Raw genomic sequence first — 26,235 nt, 5'->3', positions numbered from 1 at the left:
AAGGAAGTTCATTATGAATCAAAAAATTAAGTCAACGCTACATAATAGGAATTACTGGATATTTAGTATCTATTTCTTTCTTTACTTTTTTATTATGGGTGCTTATTTCCCATTTTTCCCTGTATGGTTAAAAATGAATGGACTAGATCAAGCTGATACAGGGTATGTTTTCTCATTTATTTCCCTATTTGCTCTCTTCTTTCAACCTTTATTTGGACTAATTTCAGATAAATTAGGACTTAAAAAACATCTTCTTTGGATCATCACGTTACTACTGGTATTTTTTGGACCATTTTTTATCTTTGTCTTAGGACCATTGCTCCAATTAAATGTCACCCTAGGCGCAATCGTCGGTGGTTTTTATCTTGGTATGGTCTTTAGTGGTGGTGCGCCAGCCATTGAAGCGTTTGTAGAAAAAATAAGCCGTCGCAGTGGATTTGAATTTGGCCGTGCAAGAATGTTTGGTTGCTTTGGTTGGGCAATTTGTGCTTCATTTGTCGGTATTATGATATCTAAAGATGTCAATGCCGTTTATTGGTTATGTTCAGGATTTGCATTAATTCTTCTATTTTTAGTAAAAATAGCAAATCCAGAAAAAGGGGCAACTGTCGAAGTCGTTGAACAAATGGGATTAAATAAACCTGAACCCTTCAATTTAAAACTTGCCGCTGATTTACTTAAAATGCGTAAGACTTGGTTCTTTATGCTCTATATTGTGGGTGTTGCATGTACTTATGATGTATTCGATCAGCAGTTTGCTAACTTCTTCACTTCTTTCTTTTCCAGTGAACAAGTAGGGCGTGAAGCATTTGGTTATGTAACAACTCTTGGAGAATTTTTAAATGCAACTGTTATGTTTTTTGCACCATTTGTTGTGATGAAAATAGGTAGCAAAAATACCTTACTCATAGCCGGTGCAATTATGTCTATTCGTATCACGGGTTCTGCATTTGCCAGTTCCGCTGTTGAAGTTATTATTTTAAAAACACTGCATATGTTTGAAGCACCATTATTATTAGTTGCTGCATTTAAATATATTACTAAACACTTCCCAATAAGATTATCTGCTACTGTATATTTGATTGCATTTTGCTTTGCAAAACAGTTATCAATTATGTTTATGTCAACCTTTGCAGGTTTAATGTATGGTAAAATTGGATTTCAAGGAGCATATTTAGTGCTTGGTTTTATTGCATTTAGCTTTACACTAATATCTTCTTTCACATTATCCGGGCGAGGACCTTGGGATCTGTTTATGAAAAAAAGCAGACAACAATCTAATGATTAACCAATATTCACCGGAAACATAACAACAAATTTAAGGGTTTTATTATCATGAAAATACTTGTTACAGGTGGTTGTGGATATATAGGAAGTCATACTTGTGTTCAATTGATACAATCAGGTTATACACCGATTGTCATAGACAACTTGTTCAATAGTAAAGCTTCGGTCTTAGATAGGATCCAAAAAATCACTGGCCATTCAGTCGATTTTTATCAAGGAGATGTCTGCGATGAAAAACTGCTAGCAAAAATTTTCGCAGAACATAATATCGAAGCTGTTATCCATTTTGCAGGTTTGAAAGCAGTGGGGGAATCTGTCTATAAACCACTCGAATATTATGAAAATAATGTTTATGGTAGCATTGTATTAATGAAAGCTATGCGTACAGCAGGTGTAAAACAACTTGTGTTCAGTTCGTCAGCGACAGTTTACGGTGAACAAGCTAACCCTCCTTACGCTGAAACCTTACCACAAGGTTTACCAAGTAGCCCTTATGGTAAAAGTAAATTAATGGTTGAACAGTGTATGATGGATTTAGCTGTCGCAGAGCCAGATTGGTCATTAACCTTACTCCGTTATTTTAATCCTGTCGGCGCTCACCCAAGTGGTTTAATGGGTGAAGATCCTCTTGGTATTCCTAATAATTTAATGCCGTACATTACTCAGGTTGCTATTGGTAAACGCGATTCATTAGCGGTTTTTGGTAACGACTACCCTACTCCAGATGGAACCTGTGTTCGAGATTTTATTCATGTTGTTGATTTAGCTGACGGACATATCGCAGCACTTAAAGCAGATCACAACAAGTCGGGAGTTCACATCTATAATTTAGGCTCAGGCATTGGCTACAGTGTATTACAACTCATCAACGCCTTTGAAAAAGCATCGGCAAAACCATTAAATTGGCATTTTGCACCACGCAGAGCCGGTGATTTACCAGCATTTTGGGCTGATGTTCATAAAGCTGAACAAATATTGGGCTGGAAAACCAAATTAACGCTTGATGACATGGTAAAAGACTCATGGCACTGGCAATTAAACAATCCTCAAGGTTATCCAGATTAATAAATAAACATAAATAAGAACTAATAATTTCAGAAAAAAGAGGCAAAAATGGATATTTTTAATCCTGTTGATCACCCACATCGCCGCTTTAATCCGTTAACGAATCAATGGGTGTTGGTCTCACCACATAGAGCCAAACGCCCATGGCAAGGTCAACAAGAAGCGATCAGCGAAGAACAAAAACCAAGTTATGACCCAGCTTGTTTTTTATGTCCGGGAAATAAACGCGTCACAGGGGATATCAATCCGAATTACACAGGAACTTTTGTCTTTACTAATGATTTTGCAGCATTAATGGAAAATACGCCAAAATCACCTGAAAACCAAGATCCTTTGTTTCAAATGCAAAGTGCTAAAGGAACTAGTCGTGTTATCTGTTTTTCACCTGATCATAGTAAAACATTACCAGAACTTGCTTTACCCGCTATAGAAGGTGTGATTAAAACTTGGATTAATCAACTGCAAGAATTAGGTAAACGCTATATTTGGGTTCAAGTATTTGAAAACAAAGGATCGGTAATGGGATGCTCAAATCCCCACCCTCACGGTCAAATTTGGGCAAATGATTTTATACCAAATGAAATTGCGCGCGAAGATATTAACCTGCGTAATTATTTTGAAAAATATCAGCGCAATTTATTAGTTGATTACGCCAATAAAGAGCTGATAAAACAAGAAAGAATTGTAGTTGAAACAGACTATTGGCTAGCATTAGTACCTTTCTGGGCTACTTGGCCATTTGAAACATTATTGTTACCTAAAATACCTATTCCACAATTAACTATGTTAAATCATGAGCAACAAGTAGATTTAGCCATTGCACTTAAAAAATTAACCAGTCGCTATGATAACTTATTTCATTGTTCCTTCCCTTATTCAATGGGTTGGCATGGCGCACCATTTGTAAAAAATACGTCTGATTACTGGCAAGTTCACGCGCATTTTTATCCCCCTCTACTACGTTCAGCAACAGTAAAAAAATTTATGGTCGGATATGAAATGTTTGCTGAAGTACAACGAGATTTAACACCAGAACAAGCAGCTGAAAAACTGCGCAATGTAAGTGACATTCACTACAAAGAGAAAAAGGATGAATAAATGAACACATTAATCGCAAACACCATGCACGCTTTCGAAAAAATTTTTGGTTATAAACCCGATACAATTGTACAAGCACCTGGTCGCGTAAATCTGATAGGAGAACATACAGATTATAATGATGGCTTTGTTTTACCTTGCGCAATTAATTATCAGACTGTGATAAATTGTCATAAGAGGTCAGATAATATTATTCGAGTTATTGCTGTTGACTATAATAATCAACTTGATGAATTTTCATTAGATAAACCTATTGAAAAACATCCGGAATATCAATGGGCTAATTATGTCAGAGGTGTAGTAAAATACCTACAAAAATATGCCAATAACATTCATGGTATTGATTTAGCTGTGAGTGGTAATGTACCTCAAGGTGCTGGACTAAGCTCTTCGGCTTCACTTGAAGTAGCCCTCGGTAAAATGTTTCAAGTACTTTACGATTTACCGTTAAGTGGTACAAAATTAGCACTAATCGGCCAAGAAGCAGAAAACCGTTTTGTCGGTTGCAATTGTGGTATTATGGATCAATTAATATCAGCTCTTGGGCAAGCACAACATGCATTACTTATTGATTGTCGCACTTTAGAAGGTAAACCTGTGTCTATACCTAACGATCTAGCTGTTGTGATTATCAATTCAAACATCAAACGAGGCTTAGTTGATAGTGAATACAATACTCGACGTAAACAGTGTGAATTAGCAGCTAAATCACTGGGAGTAAAAGCATTACGAGATGCATCAATAAGTGATTTACAAAAGATTAAAAACACGCTCGATCCCATTGCCTATAAACGAGCGCATCATGTCATTACCGAAAATGAGCGTACGCTTCAAGCTTCGCAAGCACTTGCAAACAGAGATTATAAATTACTCTCTACTCTAATGGCCGAAAGCCACCAATCAATGCGTGATGACTTTGAAATTACCGTTCCTGCTATTGATTACCTTGTTGAAATCATCCATGATGTAATTGGGGAACAAGGTGGAGTCCGTATGACTGGTGGGGGATTTGGTGGATGTGTTGTCGCATTAGTACCAAAAGATAAAGTCACAGCCGTTAAAACTGTTGTCAGTGAGAATTATCAAAACAAATTTAACATCAAAGAAGATTTTTATATTTGTCAACCAAGTGAAGGAGCACATGCATTATGTCTATGACCAAAATTATTACCTTAACCAATAACCAAGGAATGAGTATTAAGTTAACAAATTGGGGGGCAACTTGGCTTTCTTGTCTTTTACCTGTTGAAGGGCATAAACGAGAAGTATTACTTGGTTGTCGCTCAATTGAGCAATATGAACAGCAAAAGGCTTTTTTAGGTGCTACAATCGGGCGTTACGCTAATCGAATTGCAAACTCATCTATAAATATCGATGGTAAACACTATTCCTTAGTTGCCAACCAAGGGGAACATCAGTTACATGGTGGAAAATTAGGTTTTGACAAACAATTCTGGTCTATACAAAATCAATCAGATCAGCAAGTTACTTTTGCATTAACCTCCCCAGACGGCGATCAAGGCTTCCCTGGTGAACTTAAAGCAACGGTGACTTACACTTTAACTAATGATAATCAAGTGACAATTACCTTTAATGCTACAACAACTAAATTAACTCCGGTCAATTTAACTAATCATGCTTATTTTAATCTGGACGGAGAAACGAACACTGATATTCTTTCCCACACTTTACAAGTAAATGCTGATTACTATTTGCCAGTTGATGTTAATGGTATTCCGAATGGGGATTTAACAAAGGTTACAGAGCATGACATGGATCTTCGTCAACCGAAAATTTTATCAGAACGAATTTTAGAGAGTTCTGAACGTCAATTGGTCGGTGGTTATGATCATGCTTATCTACTAAATAAAACACAACCAATCGCAGCTCAATTAACCTCATCTGATAAAAAAGTCGTTATGGATGTGATCACCACCAAACCCGCTTTACAGGTTTACACGGGTAATTTTTTACGACCTACACCAAATAGACAAAATGGAGAGTACGATAATTTTGCCGGTGTAGCTTTAGAAACACAATTTTTACCCGACACGCCAAATCATCCTGAATGGCCACAACCAAGCTGTTGGTTATCGCCTGAGCAAACTTATCATCATCAAACGAGTTATCGATTTACAGTAAAATAACAACATTAACTAAATTTTTAAATCATTAATCAGCAGAGGATATTATTGATGAGTGTAGATTTACCTCATCAATAATAGAATCAAACCGTTAATTTGAATTATTGCAGGCAATAATTCGCCTATCATACTTTTCAACTAGATATAGCCATTTATCAAATAGCCAAACTTTGTAAAGATGTTTCAGGTCAACTATACGTTTCAGTATAAATATCACGCTAAATTCAATATCTAAGTGCGAATCGTGTTAAACAGGATTTTAATCAGGTTAAACTAACAATTTCCATCAAAATTCTGTATGATATAATTATCATTGTTCATGGATTATATCATAAATGAAAAGCAATACTTTAACCGCCATTTTTCCTGGTACCTTTGATCCTATCACTAATGGTCATATCGATCTTATTACGCGAGCGTCTTTACTATTTCCTCGCTTAATTATTGCTATTGCTGAAAATCCAAATAAAAAAACCTTATTCGCCTTAGATGAACGTGTCAATTTGGCATCGACGTCTGTCGAGCATTTACTCAATGTTGAAGTTATCGGATTTGATAATTTAATGGCTGATTTTGCACAAACCCATAATGCAACCGTCATTATTCGTGGCGTGAGAACCACCCACGATTTTGAGTATGAAAGACAACTGGCTGAAATGAATCGTTCATTAAAAGCTGACTTAGACACTATATTTTTAATGCCTTCTATTGCTATGGGATTTATTTCATCAACCATAGTCAAAGACGTAGCATACCATGGTGGCGATATTTCTAATTTAGTTCCAACCCATGTCAAAACAGAAATATTAAGGCGATTAACTTAAATTGAATAAACAAATATGGTTAATTTTTACACTCCCACAAAAAGAAAACCCGCTCCCCAGAAATTGACTTTAACTGTCTCCGGTTTAGATGCCTTTGGGCATGGCGTCGCTAATCATAAAGGCAAAACAATTTTTATCAAATCTGCTTTACCTAATGAAACCGTTGATATACAACTAACTGAAGATAAAAGAAATTACGCTAAAGCCAAAGTAATTAAATATCATAATCAAAGCACAGATCGTGTGACGCCACAATGTAGTTATTATCAAAAATGTGGAGGCTGTGAATTGCAACATATTGCAACACCGTTGCAACAACATGCTAAATATGACGCACTTATTAAACTTTTACAAAAAGAAAGTGGCGCCTCCTTAGAACATGTTTTAGATAAACCTCCTATTATTATTGCTGATCAACCTTATCATTATCGACGTCGTGCAAGACTTGCCATCAATATTATAAAAGGTGAATTATGCATTGGTTTTCGCCAAGCTGAATCAAACCAAATTATCAACATTGAATATTGTCCGGTTTTGGTTCAACAATTAGATGAATTACTTTCCCCATTACAAAACTGCTTACGTAAAATCAAACAAACTAAAGCACTAGGACACGTCGAGTTAATTTGTGTCGATAGCGGTACGATTCTGGTGTTAAGGCACACACAGCCACTCACGCAAGCAGATACAGAGCTATTAAAGCAATTTGCTGAAAATAACCATATTTCCCTCTATTTACATGGCACAAAATTAGTACATATATCGGGAAATAGCGAACATTATTATTTAATTAACCAACTTAAATTGACTTTTAGTCCACTCGATTTTATACAAGTTAATAACAAAATTAACCAAAAGATGATCGCTCAGGCACTTAACTGGTTGAACTTAAAAACTACTGATAAAGTCTTAGATCTGTTTTGTGGAATGGGCAATTTTTCATTACCAATGGCTACTTTATGCCAATCTGTAACGGGTATCGAAGGTATTGATGCATTAGTTGAAAAAGCCAAATTTAATACTATATTAAATAAAAATAACCTTTGTGCTAACACTAATTTCTATACCAGTAACTTAGAAGATAATCAGCAATTTTCACAATGGAATCAATCAGTATTTAACAAAGTGTTATTAGATCCTGCAAGAGCTGGAGCATTAAATGTAACAACAGAAATTATTAAAATAGCACCTGCAAAAGTTGTTTATATTTCCTGTAATCCTGCTACTCTAGCTAGAGATTGTAAACAATTTATAGAAGCGGGCTATCAAATCGCCCAAGTTGCTATTTTAGATATGTTTCCGCAAACAAAGCATATTGAATCAATGTTGTTGTTAACCAAATCAGGATAATAAATTATGGTATCAATTAGAGGCGCACATCAACACAGTGAAGAACATTACTCCTTAGCACAGTTTGATGTTGAACAATGGGCAAAAGAAGAGCTATTACTTACTAATCCTGAATCTTATCAAAAATTTAAAAATATATGGGATTTTTGCTTTGAAAATAGTGCTGGCGCACCAGAACAGACTCGCTGTTTTCAAAATGCTGTAGAAATGGTTGAAATCCTATCTACCCTCAATATGGATGTAAATAGCTTATGTGCTTCATTACTATTCCCATTTCTTGATGCCAAAATTATTCGTCGTGAAGATATCCAAGAAGATTTCGACCGTGAAATTATTCATATCATTTCCAGCATTATGAGAATGAAAGAGATCCGCCAACTTCGCGCTATCCGTAATGGACATGCAACAACTGAGCAGATTGACAGTATCCGACGAATGTTACTTGCAATGGTGAATGATTTCCGTAGTGTTGTCATTAAATTAGCTGAACGAATCACTTACCTACGCAGTTTATTAAATGCACCTAAAGAAGAACAAGTCCTTGCTGCTAAAGAGTGTTTCAATATTTATGCACCACTTGCCAACCGTTTAGGTATTGGACAACTAAAATGGGAATTAGAAGACTTTTGTTTCCGTTACTTACATCCTGATGAATATCGATTTATTGCCAAAAAACTACATGAAAAAAGACTAGATCGCGAATTATACATCAACCAATTTGTTGAAGGCCTACAAGATATGATGAACAAAGATCATATCCGTGCCGAAGTTTATGGCCGCCCTAAACACATTTATAGTATATGGCGAAAAATGGAACGTAAACATCTGGAATTTGAAGATCTGTATGATATCCGTGCTGTACGTATTATCTGTGACCGAATTGAAGATTGTTATAACGCTTTAGGTATCGTTCATAGCCATTACAAACATATTGCCAAAGAATTTGACGATTATGTTGCCAATCCAAAACCCAATGGTTATCAATCAATTCATACGGTTGTTTATGGACCGCAAGATAAAACCATCGAAATTCAAATTCGTACAGAACAGATGCACAATGATGCTGAATTAGGTATTGCCGCACATTGGAAATATAAAGAAGGCAGTACCGACAAAATGACTGCATATGATCAGCGAATTTCATGGCTACGCAAATTATTAACGTGGCAACAAGAGATGTCAGAAAGTGGTGAAATTCAAGAAACCGTTCGCAGCCAAATTTTTGATGATCGCGTTTATGTTTTTACTCCTAAAGGTGATGTAGTTGATTTACCAGCAGGTTCGACGCCTCTAGATTTTGCATATCACATCCACAGTGATGTCGGCCACCGTTGCATTGGCGCAAAAGTTGCGGGACGAATTGTCCCTTTTACTTACATCTTAAAGACTGGAGATCAAGTAGAGGTCATTACCCAAAAGCAACCTAACCCAAGCCGTGATTGGTTAAATCCCAATACAGGTTTTGTCAATAGTAGTCGGGCGCGAGCCAAAATTCAAGCATGGTTCAAAAAACAAGACCGCCATAAAAATATTACTGCTGGTGAGCAAATTTTAATAGGTGAACTTGAACCCTTAAATATTAGTTTAAAAAATGTCGAAAAAATTCTAATCAATAAATATAACGCGCATTCATTTGATGAAGTGCTGGCTGGTATTGGTAGTGGAGATGTTAGAATCAATCAATTGGTTAACTTCTTAAATGCACAATTCAATAAACCTACAGCTGAAGAAGAAGATGAAGCCGCGTTAAAACAGATCGCACAAAAATCTAATACCCAAGCCAAAAATACAACTAAAAGTAACAATAAAAAAAGTGGTGAAATCATTATTGAAGGTGTCGGCAATTTAATGCATACCATAGCTAACTGCTGTCGCCCTATTCCGGGTGATCCAATTATTGGTTTTATTACACAAGGTCGAGGCATTTCAATACATAGAGCCGATTGTGAACAATTACAAGAACTAAAAAACCATGCTCCTGAACGCATTATAGAAGCGGTTTGGAGCGGTGATCGTCAAACAAGTTACACCATGGTAACTCGCGTTGTCGCTAACGATCGCAGTGGTTTATTACGTGATATCACTACTATATTAGCTAACGAAAAAGTTAATGTCCTTAGTTTATCCAGTCGCAGTGATATGAAACAACAGTTAGCAACTATTGATATGGATATGGAAATCTTCGATCAGGATTCGTTAAATCGGGTACTCAACAAAATTAAACAATTACCAGATGTAATAGAAGCAAAACGCTTAGGTTAAATCATGACTGAAATTGCCACTAAAATAGTGGCAATATTAATGGCGACGTTATTTTCTCTCTAAGATTTGAAACTGATAAGGATAAGAATTTTTATCATCCGCCAAATGATCTTCTTGATAGATCACTTGCCACTGTTCGGGAGAATAATCAGGAAAGTAAGTGTCACCATGTAAATCTGCATCAATATGGGTTAAATAGAGACGATTAACTATCGGCAACACCTGATTATAGATATTACCACCACCAATAATAAATGTTTCACTACTCTGTAGTGTATTCGCTAATTGCAATGCTTCATCAATGGATTTTACCCAACTGATATTTGGTTTAACCTCTCTGTCTGCATGCCGACTAATAATAATATTATGCCGATTTGGTAAAGGCCTTCCTATAGATTCAAAAGTTTTACGACCCATTATAACTGGTTTATTAAGTGTATTTTTTTTAAACCAAGCTAAATCGGCTGGTAAATGCCAAGGCATTTGATTATCCAAACCAATAACACGGTTATGTGCCATAGCCACAATAATACTTAGCATTTTTTCTTCCTTTACACATAACCTAAAGATTTAATTCGACGATTGACATTTTCTGGGAACACGGTTTGACTCCATAGTCTTTCACTCAAAGAAAGCAATGATTCCTTCTGCCCAGAAACAATCCACTTAGCTAATTCAGTCGCCACGTCTGGATAAACAGTTGGTTTTGGTGAAGGTAAATCAAGCCAATATTTGAGTTTTATACTATTTAAATTTTCCACAACTGTAGCCATATCTAATGACTCCAAACACTGAGCATTATAAAGTTGTTCAAACTGTCCAGAGACTGGTTTGGTAAGGATTTTTTTACCCAACGATAAGGCTTCTGAAATTAAAGCAAACCCTGTATTTGAAATAATACCTGAACAATTAATTAAGCTCTGCATAAAACTTTCTCTACCTAATGGTTGAAAAATTACATTACCCTGCTGATTTGTTTGCTTCACATCGGGATGAAAACAGATAAACTTCTGATGTGGATAGGGTTTTAACGAAGTAATGATTTCATCTAACCCTTCAAATGGCAAATAAACCACTACATTACCATCTTCTTTTGGTAGCGCAGGGAAAGGATCAATCATCGGAGGCAATAATTTATGCCCAAAATGAAACCAATGCAAACCAATAGGCTGAGACACAGGTGCGTAATATTTCATAATCACATTTGCAATTAATCCATATTCTTTCTGTTTTAAATATTGATAAACCGCTTGATTACTGATACCAAGACACTCACGATGCTGATAATAAGCAGCCCAAGCACTTACCGGTTCAAAATCACTAATAATGCAATCATATTTAGATAAATCAAGTTCACGAACGTCTTTAATTAATCTAAAAGCCCGTATACGTTGAACTGTTTTCCGGAAATTTATCTTGCCATTTAAAGTCGCAAATGTTACACCACGATAGGTCTTATAATTCCCAAAAGCTTCCATATCAAAATAGTCTTTAGGATCACGACCACTTAAAATATAATCGACATCAGCTCCAGCCTTTTTCAACGCTTTGGCTAATGTTCTACAACGACTGACATGACCATTTCCGGTACCTTGCACGCCAAAAAGAATTTTCATATCGTTATTATTCGCAAATTTAATTATGTAAATATCATACCAGAAGCATTGATAATTATCTTAACTATTTTAAGTAGATAAAATAAAAAATCACCTTAACTTGTTATCAAGTCAAATTTACAGCTTTTTATAATTGTTCACTATTCTTACTTATTTAAGCTTATATAACATATAAAAAAACCTCCTTAAAATTTTTGTTTATTCACCTTTAAAAGGTAAAATAAAAATTTTTAAAATATTGCAACATGATTAAAAAACAATTATTTTACATACACTATTTAATGAAATTTTCTTCAATACTTACATAAAATCAATAATAATTTGGAAGTAAGGAACTATTTATGGCCTCAATGGATAAAGTTGTTAATAGTATATCTTCAATAATTGGCAATATTAAGTTTAGTGATGAGCCAACCAAATAAAAAACATAACATCGTTATTAACCGTGTACGGTAATTAATAAAGGGTAAATTATGAACGAAAAACTACAGCAGCTTTTAGATGAATATGAGGAAAATTATAACGAATTTACTTATTTACACTATTTAGATAAAGATAATCAATTTGCCTTGAAAACAGGCTTGGTTGGCTGTTTTTATCTAAATCAAGCCTACCTACCGGAAAAACGTCAAGCGCTTGGAAAAGTATTAGCGTTATATGATAAATATTGGGGAAATAAATTACATTACGGATTTTCAGATGGAGATCCTAATCAGATAATTCCATATGAAAAAATGAATATTGTTGAAAAACAAAATGAAATTATCTCAAATGGTTATGATTCTTTAAATTTTTATTGGAGTAATGTTAATAATTTAGATTTTACTCCTGCTTATATGATAAAAACGATGTCATTTGCTGATTGGCATGAAGAAGTACACAGAGGTATAAGTTATTTACAGTTTTATTTACCAATAAGTGAGCTGGCAACGCTAGGGTGTAAGAAGATGATTGAACTGATTAAAGAGATGAGTCAACTCTTACAACCAATGCATGGATTTTTTGGTTTAGGCGTGCAGCATAGCCATGAATTCTATGGTTATCAACATTTGGAATATGAAATAGCACATAAGTATTTCGGATTAGATATTTCAAATACTGAAAGTGATTTACGCTTTCGGAAAGGCTTTAAATGCATTAACTGGTTAACGATATTAGGTGATGAGTTGATAAACGCTAAACTTGGTAGTATTACTGAATTAAAAAACAACAATCATGATGAAGCAATTGAGTTTTATCCTTATCATGGAGGTATAATTGTTCGGGCAGGAGAAGTACCAGAATTGGCAAAAGTCGAACATAAACCCTATCCAAAGCATTATGTAAATGTAAATGCGCTGTTAAAACCGGCACGAGCACCTGATATTGGTTCATTAGGTTTTGGCTCTATAAATGGTGTAATACGTTTTAATAATCGAACCTCTAAAATCTGGCAGGCTCGATTTGATGATATAATACCCAGTGATATTCCGGCTGAATCTGTCAACAATATTGATGCAACCACTGAAAAACAACGTGTCCGTATTCAAGTAAAAAGTGGAGAATTATGCCGCTATAGTGGTCTTTATTCCGCTTCTATCGACGGTAAAATTGAGCATAGAGAGCTTTCATTAGGTCATATAGTTGCCCCATTTAGAAATAGTGAAACTGGGAAAATTTATGATGATGTTATCTGGCATCTACTTCGTCGAGATGATGGTGGAGAAGTGTATTTAAAATAAGCTTTGAACAAAAAGTTTAACTTGTGACTAAACTCAATTTAAAACATTAATCTAAGCCAAAAACCATTTAAAACTGGTTTTGGCATATTCTATATAATTATAAATATTTCACTGATATTTCTTAATCAGTATTGTTTCAAGTAGCAAACGAAAAATACTTTAATATATTAATTGTATTGTGAATAATCAGTGATAGTTGCTATTTAACATGTATTCATGCTTTAAATAGTAATTGGACATCACACTTAAAGATAAGGATATTAACGGGAAATGGAATGATTAGTAAAAAACTCTATTATTATGCGGTAATGATTTTTTTTATTAGTTTCACTGTTAAAGCTGAAATAATGGACAGAAAACATATAGCTACTATTTATCTAAATAAATTGGTATATGACCCTTTTTTTGAAACAACAGTACTTAAAATCACACCTAATTCAATTATAAAATATCCTGATTATCCTGAATGGATTTGTAGTCAAGAAGAACTGAAAGCAACTTATTGTTTAAATAATAGGGAAGAAGCTGAATATGAAGGACATCATGATTTTTTTGATTTGGTTCCAACAACTTTTTTATCAGGTTCTTCTTTTTTTGATCCAAGGAAACATGATGGTTCTGGATATAAAATAGCAATCTGTTTTACTGAAGGTCATTGCAATTTATGGAACTTTGATTCATCTGATAGCGAAGATAAAGAGGTTATGATATTTGAGGATAAACTCTTTCAAATATTAGCAGGTAAAAGTGAATACGAATTTAAGCCGATACTTGCCAATAAGACTCAATAAAAAGGTAATAATATAAAGTTATATATTTCTGGTAACACTTTACACTGTTATCTAGTTAATGATAGATTGGAAAAAATTCACATTTAGCTATAAACAACTTAATTACAAATAATTTCAGTTATCAAAAGAATATTGATTCGTTTAAATATAATTAAGATAGCATAATCATTTATACTTTATTTTTTATATATTTGTAACAAATATATCATTCAATGATACTTTTCTCGGTGAATAGGTTTAAAAAATATATTATTTTTCTCTTTTTTTCAGTAGAATGGAGCAACTATTTGTCGGATTGATAATGATTTATCAATATGGCATCTATCCGAACTAATTACTTCGCTTTTTGAGTTGCGATTTAGTACATCGCTTCATCTAAAGGCTTTTAAACTAGCACTCATAGTCTCAAAATCGATTTATTTTCATTTAAATCAACTACCGTATCAATTTGTGTTCCAATTAATCAATGTGTTGGATTTAGAACAAAGAGTATCAAATAAAAAGGTGAATGTTTTTGTGCAATTCACCACAAACTGTATCTACCTATAGAATTTATTCCTGCGTTAAAACAACTAGAATTGCTTTATTAATTAGTCTAAACAATAGAAATAAGTAAGAACAGTCAATAACACAATAATGATTATCTTTCGTTATTGGTTTTATCATTCATGATTAAAACAGTTATTGTTTAACTTAATAATTGATTATAGGAATATTATGAAACGTCGAACTTTTTTGATGAATATTACCGCTGCATTAGGGGGCATTGTAACAACTAAAGCTATCGCTAAAATGAATCACTCAACTATGTCAGGCATGGTTTGTGATGTTAATTCCAACAATTGTGAAACAGGAGATATGGAAAATATGAATAATATGCACATGAAAATGGGTAACGAAAAATCGCAAAAATTGTTACCAACTTCAGCTCTACCACAAGGCCATGAATTACCAACATTAAACCTATTAAAAAATACCAGTCATCAACAAGATGTTTTTGAAGCTACGATTGAGGCAAAACCCGTCAAAATTAGTTTGACACCCGAAATTACCACCGAATTTTGGGCGTATAACAATACAATACCCGGCCCTGTTATTGAAGTATTTGAGGGCGACAAAGTTAAAATCAACGTTAAAAATAGCCTTTCTCAACCAACTACAGTGCATTGGCATGGCTTGCTTGTGCCTTCAAATCAAGATGGTAATCCTCAAGATGAGATCCCTGCTAATAGTAGCCGTCTCTATGAGTTTACTATTCCAGAAGGTACGGCTGGTACATATTGGTATCATCCCCACGGACATAATACAGTAGCCGAACAAGTAGCTAAAGGATTAGCTGGATTATTTATTGTGCGTAGTAAACACGATCCCCTATCCTCGTTGCCCGAATTAAATTGGTTTTTCTCTGATTTAAAGTTAACTGAAAAAGGTGAAATTGCCGATAATTCAATGGTAGATTGGATGAATGGTCGTGAAGGACAATTTGTGTTAATAAATGGCGCTTACCGTCCGAAAATAAATATCCAAACGGCTACCCGAGTAAGAGTATGGAATGCTTGTTCTGGTCGTTATTTAAATTTATCAGTACCAAACTGCGATGTCTATTTAGTTGCCACTGATGGTGGATTAATTGCTCAACCTTATTTACTAGATAAACCATTACTACTTACACCAGCAGAACGCGCAGAAATAGTAATAATTCCAAAAAAATCAGGCTCTACTTTTTTGCAATCATTAGCTTATGATCGAAGTAAAATGGGAAATGTACCAGCAGATCATGATATGATACTGGCTGAACTGGAACTTCATAAAACAGATTCAATCAACTTTCCTGAAAAGTTACGCCAATTACCAACATTAGGACAACCAGTTGCATACAAATCACTTGAATATACCGAAGTAATGGATATGAAAGAGCCTCGCGGTGGAATGTTGTTTTTAATAAATGGCAAGCGTCATGATATGGATAGAATCGATCTAGAAAGTAAAATTCATGACGTTGAAGAATGGACAATTTTTAACAACTCACACATGGATCATAATTTTCATATACACGGCACACAATTTATGGTGATATCTCACGAATTAAACGGAGTTAAAAAATCGCCTGAATATAAAGCGTTAAAAGATACGATTAATTTGCGACCTAAAGAAAAAATCACCGTGAGACTACAACAGAATCTACCCGGTATTCGTATGTATCACTGCCATATAATTGAACATGAAACACTCGGTATGATGGGGCAACTTCTAGTCAAATAATGTCTCAACTTCATATTTATCCTATCAATCTTACTATTTGATAGGATAGATTTTTATAATATCAACAATTTCTTCGACATAATATTTAGCCAGAAGCAATAATTGTTTTTCATTTTGGCAAAAAATGCTAACATAACGCTATTATGACTGTTATTGATTATTGGCAAAAACTCAGCAAACGCTTGATTATTAAAACTGCATTATCGCACTTATTATTAGGTGTGATTGCTACTGGGTTTAGTTTATGTCAGCAAAACGCGCTACCCTCTGAATCTTCTGTATCACAGGTCGGTATCATTGCCATTACAGCAATTGTTCAAGAAAATCAAACTGCAACCAAAACTGAATCGCCAACATTAGCCTATTCACAAAAACAGCACTCTGCAGTTGAAATTATTTCATTAAATTATGGTGAAACAACACCAAGCAAAGTCGTCCGCTTATCACCCAATAATGGCATAAGAGCCGGCCCTAAAGTCACTGCCTAAAGAGTTTATTACTCTGTTAAATTAATTTGTTATATAAGGCATTGGCCTTGCAATCCCTATTGAAAAAAATAAGAGAAAAACTATGTTATTAAAACTATTAACTAAAGTATTTGGTAGCCGTAATGAACGCGTTTTAAAAATGATGCGCAAACGTGTAGAAAAAATCAATGCACTTGAACCAGCAATGGAAGCGTTGACCGATGACCAATTAAAAGCCAAAACAGTAGAATTTAAAGAAAAATTAGCATCAGGTACTAAATTAGACAATATCTTAGAAGAAGCTTTTGCTGTTGTACGTGAAGCAAGTAAACGTGTATTTGGCATGCGCCATTTTGATGTGCAATTAATCGGTGGTATGGTATTAAATGAACGCTGTATTGCAGAAATGCGTACTGGTGAAGGTAAAACATTAACTGCAACATTACCTGCCTATTTAAATGCTTTAACAGGTAAAGGCGTTCACGTGGTTACTGTTAATGATTACTTAGCACAACGTGACGCTGAAAATAACCGTCCATTATTCGAATTTCTTGGGCTATCTGTTGGTGTAAATTTACCGAATATGCCACCAGAAATGAAACGTGATGCTTATAATGCCGATATAACTTATGGTACAAATAATGAATATGGCTTTGATTATTTGCGTGATAATATGGTCTTTAATAAAGAATCTCGCGTACAACGCCCCCTTCACTATGCCTTAGTCGATGAAGTTGACTCTATCTTAATTGATGAAGCTAGAACACCTTTGATTATATCCGGACAAGCAGAAGATAGTTCAGACCGTTATATTAGTGTCGATAAAATTATCCCATATTTAGTACGTCAAGAAAAAGAAGATTCAGACCAATTTCAAGGAGACGGCGACTTCTCTGTGGATGAAAAATCACGTCAAGTCAACCTAACTGAACGTGGCTTAGTTAAAGTGGAAGAGTTGCTAATAAAACAAGGTATTATGAAAGGTGACGAATCACTCTATGCCCCGAGTAATATTGTATTAATGCATCATGTTAATGCTGCATTGCGCGCTCATCACCTATTCCATAAAGACGTTGACTATATCGTTAAAGATAACGAAGTTATCATTGTTGATGAACATACCGGACGAACTATGGAAGGGCGTCGTTGGTCAGACGGTTTACACCAAGCGGTTGAAGCGAAAGAACATGTTAAGATTCAAAATGAGAATCAAACATTAGCATCAATTACTTTCCAAAACTATTTCCGCTTATATGAAAAATTAGCAGGTATGACTGGTACTGCTGATACTGAAGCATTCGAATTTAACCAAATTTATAGTTTAGATACTATTGTTATCCCAACTAATCGTCCAATGATTCGTAAAGATAATGCAGATCTGGTCTATATGACAGAGAAAGAAAAAATTAATGCCATTGTTGCTGATGTACAAGAATGTTTAAAACGAGGTCAACCAGTATTAGTCGGTACGGCTTCTATTGAAAAATCAGAACTGGTTTCAAATGCATTTAAAAAAGTCGGTATAAAACATAATGTATTGAATGCTAAATTCCATGCGCAAGAAGCAGAAATAATTGCTAATGCCGGTAGTAAAGGTGCCGTAACTATCGCCACCAATATGGCTGGTCGTGGTACGGATATTATGCTTGGTGGTAACTGGCAAAGTGATATTGCAAAACTGGAAAATCCAACTCCGGAAGATATCGAAAAGGCTAAGCAAGCATGGCAAGTTAAACATGAAGAAGTGATTGCTCTTGGTGGACTTTATATTTTAGGTACAGAGCGACACGAATCACGCCGTATTGATAACCAGTTACGTGGCCGTGCAGGACGCCAAGGTGACCCAGGCGCATCGCGTTTTTATCTATCACTGGAAGATCCTCTGATGCGAATTTTTGCATCAGAACGTGTCGGTGTCATGATGCGTAAATTAGGTATGAAAGAAGGTGAAGCGATTGAACATCCATGGGTATCAAGAGCAATTGCTAATGCCCAAAAGAAAGTAGAGAGTCGAAACTTTGATATTCGTAAACAATTACTTGAATTTGACGATGTCGCCAACGACCAACGTAAAGCCATTTATCGTCAAAGAAATGAGCTGTTAGATAATTCCGATATTAAAGAAACGATTGATTCTATCCGCGGTGATGTCTTTAATGCGTTAATAGATCAATATATTCCACCACAGTCAATTGAAGAAATGTGGGATGTTCCGGGATTAGAGACAGCGTTAAAAACTGATTTTGATTTAGACTTACCAATAGCCAAATGGTTAGATGAAGAACAAAACCTACATGAAGAAACGCTGCGTGAACGTATTTTACAAATTGCGCAAGACAGCTATCAAGAAAAAGAAAATACCGCCGGATCAGAGGCATTTAGGCACTTTGAAAAAACGGTAATGCTACAAACACTTGATAGTTTATGGAAAGAGCATTTAGCTGCTATGGATTATTTACGTCAAGGCATTCACTTACGTGGCTACGCCCAAAAAGATCCAAAACAGGAATATAAACGTGAATCATTTGATATGTTTGCTCGCATGTTAGAATCACTAAAATATGATGTAATTGGTATTCTTAGTCGAGTCAGAATTCGTTCACAAGAAGAGGTAGATGAAGCTGAACGTCAACGTAAAGCCGAAATGGAGAAATTATTAGCTAAACAACAAACTAATCATGAATCTATGGCAGGTATGAATGGAGAAAGCAATGAACAAGCTTCAGGACCAGCACAACCGATAGTTAGAACCCAAGCTAAAGTCGGACGTAATGATCCATGCCCATGTGGTTCTGGTAAAAAGTACAAACATTGTCATGGTGCTGTTCACTAAACAAAAAATTTAGTATCATCAATAGTGTTGATAGACAACAACGCCGACTAAATCGTCGGCGTAAAAAATGTAAGGGAAAATAACTATTTTTTAAGTAAAACAAACAGACAGGATCATGAAAAAACATACTGAAATTGCTGTAGGTATTATTCGTTCACAAGATTGTAAAATCTTTATCACCCAACGAGGAGAGGATTCTCATCTTGCTGGTTTTTGGGAGTTCCCTGGTGGGAAAATCGAAGCGGGAGAAACTCCTTTTCAAACGTTACAAAGAGAAATTGCTGAAGAAGTCGATATTCACATCCATGAAGCCCAATTTTTAAAAATAGTTAAACATAGTTACGATGATCGCGATATCACTATCCATGCTTATTTAGTGGAAGAATGGGATGGCGTTCCTTTTGCAAAAGAAGGACAACCGAGTCGCTGGGTAGATCAAGAAGATCTTAACGCTGACGAATTTCCTGATGCTAATCGTCCGATTATTGAAATGCTAAAAAATCTGGATAAACAAATTTAATCATCAATTATTGTCAAGATGTTTCAGGTTAACACTATGTCTTAGTATAAAGATTTTTTTTATGCAATCTTTGTTCAGCTAATGCGAGGAAAATAATTCCAATAATAATAAATAGCGCCCCAAATATACGTGTCCATGTTAAGTGTTCATTAAAAACAATAACTGAAACTAACATTACCGTCACTACTTGTAAATGAGAAGCGGCAAAAGCTGGGCCAATTGGCGCGTTCTTGAGTAAAACCATCCAAGTTATAAATGCACCTGAGTAGCCAAGGATCACCACATAAGCCCAATAATGGCTAAATATACGAATTATCCAATCAATATTAAATTCAAATGGTAATGCAGATAAAGCGGTTAATTTAAAACTTGTCTGACCAAAGGTATCAAAAAACAGTAAAAAGATAAAACCAAGTAAATAATATTTTTTCATTACGCAAGCCCTACCAAAACAACACCTGTAGTAATAAATAAAATGCCAATAAGACGAAACGGGGTGATCTGTTCTTTAAAAAGAATTCGTCCAGCAAGCATGACCGTTATCATATTAAAAGAGCCTAATAAAATACCCTGCGATAAAGGTACCTGACTTAAAAAAGCTAACCAAAAAATAAACCCTAAAACATAGGTTCCAAAACCCAACCATAGCCAAAGATTACCAAACAACTTACGCCAATAATGCATACCTTGGTTATGTTTAGAAGTAATCGCAGCATACTTAAAGGCAATCTGCCCTACCGTATCGCAAGCAAGATTAATTATCCAAAGTATAATAATTAAGGCTGACACTGCTGACAAAATCCATGAATTTCAAGCACACTATGCTTTATTGAAAACACATTTTGCTGTGCTAATTGTTTTAGTTGCTTTTCAATATCTTCTGAATGTTTTTCAATAATCTGTTGACACTTATCACAAATAAACAGGATTGAAATATGTTCAGGATTATGAAAATGAGGACAAATAATATAACTATTGGAAGATTCAACTTTATGAATAAAACCTTGTTCAAGTAAAAATTCAAGCGCACGATAAATTGTAGGGGGCTTAGCTTGAGGTTCGCTAATTTTTAACAGATCCAAAAGATCATATGCACTCATTGCTTTGTTTGCTTTCAACATAATATCCAAGACAGTTCGACGCTGAGTTGTTAATTTGATATTCCGTTTTTTGCATAGAGTTTCAATCTTTTCAATTAGCAGAGTGTGCATTCTATTTCCTTTGCTTTTAGTCGTTATGTTTTTCGAGCTGCTTTTCTTCGTCTAATCTCTTTAGGATCATTAATTAAAGGTCGATAAAGTTCAATACGATCACCGTTTTTAACCAAATCATTTAGATCACAACGTTTACCATATATACCGACCAAATGATTATCTAACTTGATCTGACATATTGATAAGATATTGGATTTTGTAATTGCTTGCAAGACATTAGTTTGCTCATCAACTTCACAACTAATTATCGTTGGATTATTAGGTAATGCATAAACAACTTGAATATTTATCATTTTAGTATATCTGCCTTGCTCGCTGTGAAAATGCATTAACCATATTTGCCATTACTTCCTTAAATACAGGCGTAAAAGCGAGATCTAACAACTTATTTTTAAATTCAAAATCTAAACTTAAGCTAATTTTACTCTTGTTTTCATCCAGAGCAATAAAGCACCATTTACCCGACAAATGTTTAAATGGACCTTCGAGTAACTTCATATCAATAGAATTTGGCTGATTAATTTGATTTAGCGTGGTGAAAGATTTCTTAAATCCTAATTTTTCAACTTCAATAAAAGCAGCAACAATATTATCTTGTTTGCTAATAATGCCAGTTGCGATACAATCAGGAACGAATTCGGGGTAACGAGCAATATCATTCACCAACTCAAACATTTGTTGGATAGAATAAGGTTCAATCACTTCGTGAAAAACATGCGCCATAACAATATAAATTAAAAAATAAAATTAGTAGCATATAGTATCACGTAACTCTATAATAACGCACATTATGACTAAGAAAAAATCACACAAGCCGGGTTCGGCAACAATTGCATTAAATAAACGCGCACGCCATGAGTACTTTATTGAAGAGGAAATTGAGGCGGGATTATCCCTGCAAGGCTGGGAAGTTAAATCACTGCGCGCAGGCAAAGCTAATATTAGTGACAGCTATGTATTACTTAAAAATGGTGAGGCATGGCTTTTTGGTGCCACAATTACACCTCTCAATGTAGCCTCAACACATGTAGTATGTGAACCTATGCGCACGCGTAAATTACTTTTAAGTCAGCGCGAATTGAACTCATTATTTGGACAGATCAATCGTCAAGGTTATACCGTAGTTGCACTTTCATTATATTGGAAAAATGCATGGGCAAAAGTTAAAATCGGCGTTGCTAAAGGTAAAAAAGAGTTTGACAAACGTACTGACATTAAAGAACGTCAATGGCAAGTCGATAAAGCTCGTATCATGAAAAATGCTAATCGTGGCTAATTTTACCGCTTACCGGTAATTTATTTACCGGTGACGTATTATCTGTGGTTCAATTAAAAATGCATTACTTTTTAATTCTTTGAAATTCAGTAAATTATTAATCACTTCGACACACGTATGCGCCATACTTTGATGATCTTGAGCGATTGCATCAATGGGATAATACGAATAATCAAGGTAAATATTATAATCATAAGAACATAAACAAATAGATTTTGGATCGACTTTAACTTCAACTAAATAACAAAGTACTTCTTGTAATAAATTACCTGAAGGGGTAAAAATGGCTTTGGGTAATCGACCTAATTTTTCGTGTAGATCTTTAAGCAAATAATAGCCTTTATTTGGACTATAATCATCTGTGACTAACCATTCAGGTTTAAAGGTCATACCAACATTAGCTAAACCCTGTTTAAAACCTTCTAACCTAGCTCCAATCGATGTTAATTGAAGATCACAACCAATAAAATAAAACTCATCTAACTGCTTGGCATAAGGTTTAATTAAGTTTGCGACAGAACTTGTAGATTCACTGGTTATAAATGGTAATACTGTATCTTTTAAATAACGATCAAAAAATAGAACTGGTGTATGTTGATTAATGCCAACATAAAACTGATCACTATCTAAAGAAGTAACAACTATCATCGCATCAACTTTACGCTCTACAAGATTTTGCGCGACTTTAATTTCCACCTCTTTATTATAATGACTACAGGTAATTAAAAGTTGGATATTTTTTTGTCGAAACGAAGCTTCTAAATGATGTAAGAATATTGAAAAAAACGTATTTGACATATCCGGTACAATCACACCAATAGTGTTAGTACTGTTTGCCTTGATAATATATTGACGGACATGGGGTTGATCACTGTATTGTTGAGCAATTGCCAACACTCTTTGTCGGGTTTGAGGTGAAATCCGATATTTTTTATCACGTTTATTAAAGATATGACTGACGGTCGTTGCCGACACGCCAGCCAAACGAGCAATATCATTAATTTTCAGTTTATTACTCGCCATAAATAATACCTTTTGTTAACGCGGAGTTCGTTGTTGTTTATTAGGAAACGGTGGATAATGATTTACTGTTGGATTCTGATACCAATATGCAACACTCGCAATATCATCACAACGTTCATATAATCTTATATCATCATTACCAATTTGTTGAAATGCAAGTTTAATATTTTGATGAAATGCAATCGGATCAGGCAAATGCCAACGATATAAACCATGCATCGGTAACGCATCATCACCAAAACCATGAACAGGGTTAGCATCCCCAGTTTGGAAAAAGTCACGTGTATGATCTCGTTTAGTTTGATAAGGATATCCCATAAATAAAGTCTGGAAACATTTAGCAGACGGACGTCCTTGACTATCACGATTATGAAAAGCCCATGCGCCACCAAAATAGTCTTCAGATCCTGTCGAATGTTGGGTTGGATAATCACTATCGCCATCAAGATAGAACTTAAATTCACCTTCTCCCCACCAATAACGCTCTAATGCAGTAAGAGCCAGGTAAGTACCGACATAATAACCAAAACCTTCAACGTTATCTAACAACACATAATCTTGCGCAATATTAGTAACCCGTTGTCTACGCCATTGTGCATGGAAATAGAGCGGATTAGCAAATGGCTTAGGCATTAAAGCATAATTAATAGTAAAGAAGAAATGTTGTAAATCGGCTTCATGCTCATTGGTGATCTCAATTCTCGCTTTCTTATTGAATGGCATTTTAAAATAACAGTTAAACCCACCTGTTGGATTAACTACAATCGGCATTGAATTAATATCGCATCTTGCACCAAAACCATTACAAAAAAAGTCACCAATCGGGCTTTCAACTGACGGGGTTTCTTCATCATCCCAATAGATACGTAACACAACATCCCTCAACACAAAGCTACCTCGATGCGTTCTATCAGTTAATGTAAACCACATATGACGAATTTCAGCAGGACCTGTAATTTCAGCTATTGTTACCTTTTCCCCTGCAGGTATAGAAATAAACCCCTGCCCTTTTCTACTTGGACCTAGTACACTTGCCTTCATACAAGATTTACCTTTTTCACCAGTCATATTTTCTGGTGAAATAGTCCTTGTTTGTTCAAAATGAAACTCAGTAACAGAATTAAAAATACTCATACTCAATCCTTAATATTAATTGTTTAAACTTAATTTGTTATCTCTTGCTTAATTTCAACTTGTTTTGTAGATTTCCTATCACGACTTAAGAAAATAATCGCAAAAATCATAAATCCTAATACGACAAGACCTAAGTTATTAAATGTTGTCGCCGGACCGTCGGTATCGTAAATCTGACCTACATATGTTGAGAACAAAATAACACCAACAGAACCCGCCACTTGATAACCAATTAAAAATACAGTTGCTGATAAACGTGCATTGAAATTAATATCGATATATTTAAAGACAGACACCAAAATAGTGGAGATCTCCAAGCAGTGCATTAATTTAATAACAGAAATAATTGCAATACTATTAACATGTCCGGTTAAGAAAATACGTGAAGCAGAAATAAAGGCGGCAAAAATCAACGCATTTTTAGCACCCACGCGATTAACTACGAATGGGACACAAAACATGACTGCTGCTTCTAAAAATACTTGAAATGAATTTAAAATACCGTATAGACGATAACCATCATTAACGTCTGCAAATTGTTGAGTGAAATAAACTGGGAATAACTGCTGATCATAAATATTGTAAAGACTATAAGTACCTAATACATAAATAACAAAAATCCAAAACTTTTTGAGTGTAAACACCATCAAAATCTCATTAAAACTAAGTTTATCTTTTTTCTGAAAAATAACATCTGATGATTGACTTAAATCGGGTTTGAAATTCAGATTGAGGATCATAAAACAGATACCAACAATCGACGCGGCCCAAAAGTTAAGATGCGGGTTAAGACTGATCAGAATACCGGCAATAAAGGTACCAACCGCATAAGCAATACATCCCCAAGTCCGACATTGTCCAAACTCAAAACCAAAAGCTCGACTAATTTTTTCACAATAAGAATCAATTAAGCCCATTCCAGCAACCCAACCAAAACCTAAAAAGAAACTACCAAAAATCACACCAAAATAGAAATTATGTCGCAATAATGGTTCATAAACATAAATCAAAGCTGGTGCAGCTAACGTAATGATAATACTTTGAAACCAAATAAGATGCTTTTTAAGAACCAACTTGTCTTGATAAACACCATAAATGATCATAATGATAAGTGAGATAAAATAATTGAAAGAATAAATAATACCTGTCTGTTTTGCGGTTAAACCAATCTCCTTACTAAGCCAAATTGCATAAAAAGAAAAAACAAAACTACCTGCTGCATAATACATAAAACTATAACAGGAAGCGAACCAGTAAGTTGGTTTTTTATAAAATGTTGTAGTCATAATTTATCCTATATAGAGTGAAGCACAAAACGAGTATGAATAGCTAAAAATTTAGCTTTAAA

Annotated in this window: 25 protein-coding genes; 15 read left to right on the top strand and 10 right to left on the bottom strand. The window is 34.8% G+C overall.

Features of this window, described 5'->3' with window-relative positions; all coding sequences use genetic code 11:
* The first annotated feature begins 13 nt into the window (after positions 1-13).
* The 8 genes from A9G11_RS11330 (at position 14) to relA (ending at position 10,030) form a co-directional block, all read left to right on the top strand.
* The gene (locus tag A9G11_RS11330) at positions 14-1,288 is read left to right on the top strand and encodes an MFS transporter (RefSeq protein ID WP_065619723.1); all 1,275 of its coding nucleotides are present in this window, start codon (positions 14-16) and stop codon (positions 1,286-1,288) included.
* Positions 1,289-1,335: 47 nt separating this feature from the next.
* Complete coding sequence (gene galE / locus A9G11_RS11325) at positions 1,336-2,352, top strand: UDP-glucose 4-epimerase GalE (protein WP_065619722.1); 1,017 nt, start codon at positions 1,336-1,338, stop codon at positions 2,350-2,352.
* A 48-nt stretch (positions 2,353-2,400) separates the two neighbouring features.
* Positions 2,401-3,450, top strand: a complete 1,050-nt coding sequence (locus tag A9G11_RS11320; RefSeq protein ID WP_065619721.1) for a UDP-glucose--hexose-1-phosphate uridylyltransferase — start codon at positions 2,401-2,403, stop codon at positions 3,448-3,450.
* Between the two features lie 24 nt (positions 3,451-3,474).
* On the top strand, positions 3,475-4,608 hold the full coding sequence (gene galK, locus A9G11_RS11315; protein WP_141674420.1) for a galactokinase: 1,134 nt from the start codon (positions 3,475-3,477) through the stop codon (positions 4,606-4,608).
* Positions 4,599-5,597, top strand: a complete 999-nt coding sequence (gene galM, locus A9G11_RS11310; RefSeq protein ID WP_065619719.1) for a galactose-1-epimerase — start codon at positions 4,599-4,601, stop codon at positions 5,595-5,597. Before galK ends, galM begins: the two co-directional genes overlap by 10 nt.
* A 332-nt stretch (positions 5,598-5,929) precedes the next feature.
* Positions 5,930-6,418: a pantetheine-phosphate adenylyltransferase gene (coaD, locus tag A9G11_RS11305; protein ID WP_065619718.1), complete on the top strand. Its 489-nt coding sequence runs from the start codon at positions 5,930-5,932 to the stop codon at positions 6,416-6,418.
* Between the two features lie 15 nt (positions 6,419-6,433).
* The gene (gene rlmD, locus A9G11_RS11300) at positions 6,434-7,768 is read left to right on the top strand and encodes a 23S rRNA (uracil(1939)-C(5))-methyltransferase RlmD (RefSeq protein WP_065619717.1); all 1,335 of its coding nucleotides are present in this window, start codon (positions 6,434-6,436) and stop codon (positions 7,766-7,768) included.
* A 6-nt stretch (positions 7,769-7,774) separates the two neighbouring features.
* Positions 7,775-10,030, top strand: coding sequence for a GTP diphosphokinase (gene relA / locus A9G11_RS11295; RefSeq protein WP_065619716.1), 2,256 nt, complete (start codon positions 7,775-7,777; stop codon positions 10,028-10,030).
* Between the two features lie 48 nt (positions 10,031-10,078).
* On the opposite strand, the gene folA is transcribed toward relA, so the two are convergent.
* Together folA and A9G11_RS11285 are read right to left on the bottom strand one after the other, a co-directional pair.
* Complete coding sequence (folA, locus tag A9G11_RS11290) at positions 10,079-10,570, bottom strand: type 3 dihydrofolate reductase (RefSeq protein WP_065619715.1); 492 nt, start codon at positions 10,568-10,570, stop codon at positions 10,079-10,081.
* A gap of 11 nt (positions 10,571-10,581) precedes the next feature.
* The gene (locus tag A9G11_RS11285) at positions 10,582-11,646 is read right to left on the bottom strand and encodes an MJ1255/VC2487 family glycosyltransferase (protein ID WP_065619714.1); all 1,065 of its coding nucleotides are present in this window, start codon (positions 11,644-11,646) and stop codon (positions 10,582-10,584) included.
* Positions 11,647-12,119: 473 nt separating this feature from the next.
* Here A9G11_RS11285 and A9G11_RS11280 point away from each other — a divergent pair, with 473 nt between their 5' ends.
* The 6 genes from A9G11_RS11280 to mutT all read left to right on the top strand — a co-directional run bounded on the left by A9G11_RS11280 (position 12,120) and on the right by mutT (position 20,240).
* Entirely contained in the window at positions 12,120-13,367 is a 1,248-nt protein-coding gene (locus A9G11_RS11280; protein WP_065619713.1) for a type VI immunity family protein, read from the top strand.
* Between the two features lie 275 nt (positions 13,368-13,642).
* Positions 13,643-14,158 carry a hypothetical protein gene (locus A9G11_RS11275; RefSeq protein WP_065619712.1) on the top strand — a complete coding sequence of 172 codons (516 nt, stop codon included), beginning with the start codon at positions 13,643-13,645 and terminating at the stop codon, positions 14,156-14,158.
* 717 nt (positions 14,159-14,875) lie between these two features.
* A complete protein-coding gene (locus tag A9G11_RS11270; RefSeq protein ID WP_065619711.1) occupies positions 14,876-16,420 on the top strand; it encodes a multicopper oxidase family protein in 1,545 nt (514 codons plus the stop codon).
* Between the two features lie 143 nt (positions 16,421-16,563).
* Positions 16,564-16,908, top strand: coding sequence for a hypothetical protein (locus A9G11_RS11265; protein ID WP_065619710.1), 345 nt, complete (start codon positions 16,564-16,566; stop codon positions 16,906-16,908).
* A gap of 82 nt (positions 16,909-16,990) precedes the next feature.
* Positions 16,991-19,720 (top strand): preprotein translocase subunit SecA, encoded by a 2,730-nt coding sequence (gene secA / locus A9G11_RS11260; protein ID WP_065619709.1) that lies wholly within the window; start codon positions 16,991-16,993, stop codon positions 19,718-19,720.
* 115 nt (positions 19,721-19,835) lie between these two features.
* The gene (gene mutT, locus A9G11_RS11255; protein WP_065619708.1) at positions 19,836-20,240 is read left to right on the top strand and encodes an 8-oxo-dGTP diphosphatase MutT; all 405 of its coding nucleotides are present in this window, start codon (positions 19,836-19,838) and stop codon (positions 20,238-20,240) included.
* A 34-nt stretch (positions 20,241-20,274) separates the two neighbouring features.
* On the opposite strand, the gene A9G11_RS11250 is transcribed toward mutT, so the two are convergent.
* Genes A9G11_RS11250 through A9G11_RS11230 form a run of 5 tightly spaced genes read right to left on the bottom strand, consistent with a single transcriptional unit; the run spans position 20,275 to position 22,177 of the window.
* Positions 20,275-20,673 (bottom strand): DMT family transporter, encoded by a 399-nt coding sequence (locus A9G11_RS11250; RefSeq protein ID WP_065619707.1) that lies wholly within the window; start codon positions 20,671-20,673, stop codon positions 20,275-20,277.
* Complete coding sequence (locus tag A9G11_RS14260; protein WP_065619706.1) at positions 20,673-21,029, bottom strand: EamA family transporter; 357 nt, start codon at positions 21,027-21,029, stop codon at positions 20,673-20,675. The genes A9G11_RS11250 and A9G11_RS14260 overlap by 1 nt, the downstream gene beginning before the upstream one ends.
* On the bottom strand, positions 21,017-21,451 hold the full coding sequence (gene zur / locus A9G11_RS14255) for a zinc uptake transcriptional repressor Zur (protein ID WP_065619705.1): 435 nt from the start codon (positions 21,449-21,451) through the stop codon (positions 21,017-21,019). Before zur ends, A9G11_RS14260 begins: the two co-directional genes overlap by 13 nt.
* Before the next feature lie 23 nt (positions 21,452-21,474).
* Positions 21,475-21,747, bottom strand: coding sequence for an RnfH family protein (locus tag A9G11_RS11235; RefSeq protein WP_081298546.1), 273 nt, complete (start codon positions 21,745-21,747; stop codon positions 21,475-21,477).
* A gap of 1 nt (position 21,748) precedes the next feature.
* On the bottom strand, positions 21,749-22,177 hold the full coding sequence (locus A9G11_RS11230) for a type II toxin-antitoxin system RatA family toxin (RefSeq protein WP_065619703.1): 429 nt from the start codon (positions 22,175-22,177) through the stop codon (positions 21,749-21,751).
* Positions 22,178-22,244: 67 nt separating this feature from the next.
* On the opposite strand from A9G11_RS11230, the gene smpB reads away from it, so the two are divergent.
* The gene (gene smpB / locus A9G11_RS11225) at positions 22,245-22,730 is read left to right on the top strand and encodes an SsrA-binding protein SmpB (protein ID WP_065619702.1); all 486 of its coding nucleotides are present in this window, start codon (positions 22,245-22,247) and stop codon (positions 22,728-22,730) included.
* A gap of 24 nt (positions 22,731-22,754) precedes the next feature.
* Here the strand turns inward: smpB and A9G11_RS11220 are convergent, their stop codons facing one another.
* The 3 genes from A9G11_RS11220 to A9G11_RS11210 are packed head-to-tail and all read right to left on the bottom strand — an operon-like array spanning position 22,755 to position 26,173.
* Positions 22,755-23,753, bottom strand: a complete 999-nt coding sequence (locus A9G11_RS11220; protein WP_065619701.1) for a LacI family DNA-binding transcriptional regulator — start codon at positions 23,751-23,753, stop codon at positions 22,755-22,757.
* A gap of 15 nt (positions 23,754-23,768) precedes the next feature.
* The gene (locus tag A9G11_RS11215; protein WP_065619700.1) at positions 23,769-24,887 is read right to left on the bottom strand and encodes a glycoside hydrolase family 172 protein; all 1,119 of its coding nucleotides are present in this window, start codon (positions 24,885-24,887) and stop codon (positions 23,769-23,771) included.
* Between the two features lie 29 nt (positions 24,888-24,916).
* Positions 24,917-26,173, bottom strand: a complete 1,257-nt coding sequence (locus A9G11_RS11210) for an oligosaccharide MFS transporter (protein WP_065619699.1) — start codon at positions 26,171-26,173, stop codon at positions 24,917-24,919.
* Positions 26,174-26,235: the final 62 nt, after the last annotated feature.

Source organism: Gilliamella sp. wkB108 (genome assembly GCF_001690195.1).
GTDB lineage: Bacteria > Pseudomonadota > Gammaproteobacteria > Enterobacterales > Orbaceae > Gilliamella > Gilliamella apicola_L.
Note: the sequence above shows the minus strand (reverse complement) of the source record. Positions and strands in the feature narration are given on the sequence as shown.

Bases quoted from the DNA above. Each gene is read 5' to 3' on its own strand.
- rlmD (WP_065619717.1), top strand. From the start codon at position 6,434: ATGGTTAATTTTTACACTCCCACAAAAAGAAAACCCGCTCCCCAGAAA.
- relA (WP_065619716.1), top strand. From the start codon at position 7,775: ATGGTATCAATTAGAGGCGCACATCAACACAGTGAAGAACATTACTCC.
- A9G11_RS11275 (WP_065619712.1), top strand. From the start codon at position 13,643: ATGATTAGTAAAAAACTCTATTATTATGCGGTAATGATTTTTTTTATT.
- A9G11_RS11270 (WP_065619711.1), top strand. From the start codon at position 14,876: ATGAAACGTCGAACTTTTTTGATGAATATTACCGCTGCATTAGGGGGC.
- galK (WP_141674420.1), top strand. From the start codon at position 3,475: ATGCACGCTTTCGAAAAAATTTTTGGTTATAAACCCGATACAATTGTA.
- A9G11_RS11215 (WP_065619700.1), bottom strand. From the start codon at position 24,887: ATGAGTATTTTTAATTCTGTTACTGAGTTTCATTTTGAACAAACAAGG.
- A9G11_RS11210 (WP_065619699.1), bottom strand. From the start codon at position 26,173: ATGACTACAACATTTTATAAAAAACCAACTTACTGGTTCGCTTCCTGT.
- galE (WP_065619722.1), top strand. From the start codon at position 1,336: ATGAAAATACTTGTTACAGGTGGTTGTGGATATATAGGAAGTCATACT.
- coaD (WP_065619718.1), top strand. From the start codon at position 5,930: ATGAAAAGCAATACTTTAACCGCCATTTTTCCTGGTACCTTTGATCCT.
- A9G11_RS11320 (WP_065619721.1), top strand. From the start codon at position 2,401: ATGGATATTTTTAATCCTGTTGATCACCCACATCGCCGCTTTAATCCG.
- smpB (WP_065619702.1), top strand. From the start codon at position 22,245: ATGACTAAGAAAAAATCACACAAGCCGGGTTCGGCAACAATTGCATTA.
- A9G11_RS11220 (WP_065619701.1), bottom strand. From the start codon at position 23,753: ATGGCGAGTAATAAACTGAAAATTAATGATATTGCTCGTTTGGCTGGC.
- A9G11_RS11330 (WP_065619723.1), top strand. From the start codon at position 14: ATGAATCAAAAAATTAAGTCAACGCTACATAATAGGAATTACTGGATA.
- mutT (WP_065619708.1), top strand. From the start codon at position 19,836: ATGAAAAAACATACTGAAATTGCTGTAGGTATTATTCGTTCACAAGAT.
- zur (WP_065619705.1), bottom strand. From the start codon at position 21,451: ATGCACACTCTGCTAATTGAAAAGATTGAAACTCTATGCAAAAAACGG.
- galM (WP_065619719.1), top strand. From the start codon at position 4,599: ATGTCTATGACCAAAATTATTACCTTAACCAATAACCAAGGAATGAGT.
- A9G11_RS11230 (WP_065619703.1), bottom strand. From the start codon at position 22,177: ATGGCGCATGTTTTTCACGAAGTGATTGAACCTTATTCTATCCAACAA.
- A9G11_RS11265 (WP_065619710.1), top strand. From the start codon at position 16,564: ATGACTGTTATTGATTATTGGCAAAAACTCAGCAAACGCTTGATTATT.
- A9G11_RS11280 (WP_065619713.1), top strand. From the start codon at position 12,120: ATGAACGAAAAACTACAGCAGCTTTTAGATGAATATGAGGAAAATTAT.
- A9G11_RS11285 (WP_065619714.1), bottom strand. From the start codon at position 11,646: ATGAAAATTCTTTTTGGCGTGCAAGGTACCGGAAATGGTCATGTCAGT.
- A9G11_RS11235 (WP_081298546.1), bottom strand. From the start codon at position 21,747: ATGATAAATATTCAAGTTGTTTATGCATTACCTAATAATCCAACGATA.
- secA (WP_065619709.1), top strand. From the start codon at position 16,991: ATGTTATTAAAACTATTAACTAAAGTATTTGGTAGCCGTAATGAACGC.
- A9G11_RS11250 (WP_065619707.1), bottom strand. From the start codon at position 20,673: ATGAAAAAATATTATTTACTTGGTTTTATCTTTTTACTGTTTTTTGAT.
- folA (WP_065619715.1), bottom strand. From the start codon at position 10,570: ATGCTAAGTATTATTGTGGCTATGGCACATAACCGTGTTATTGGTTTG.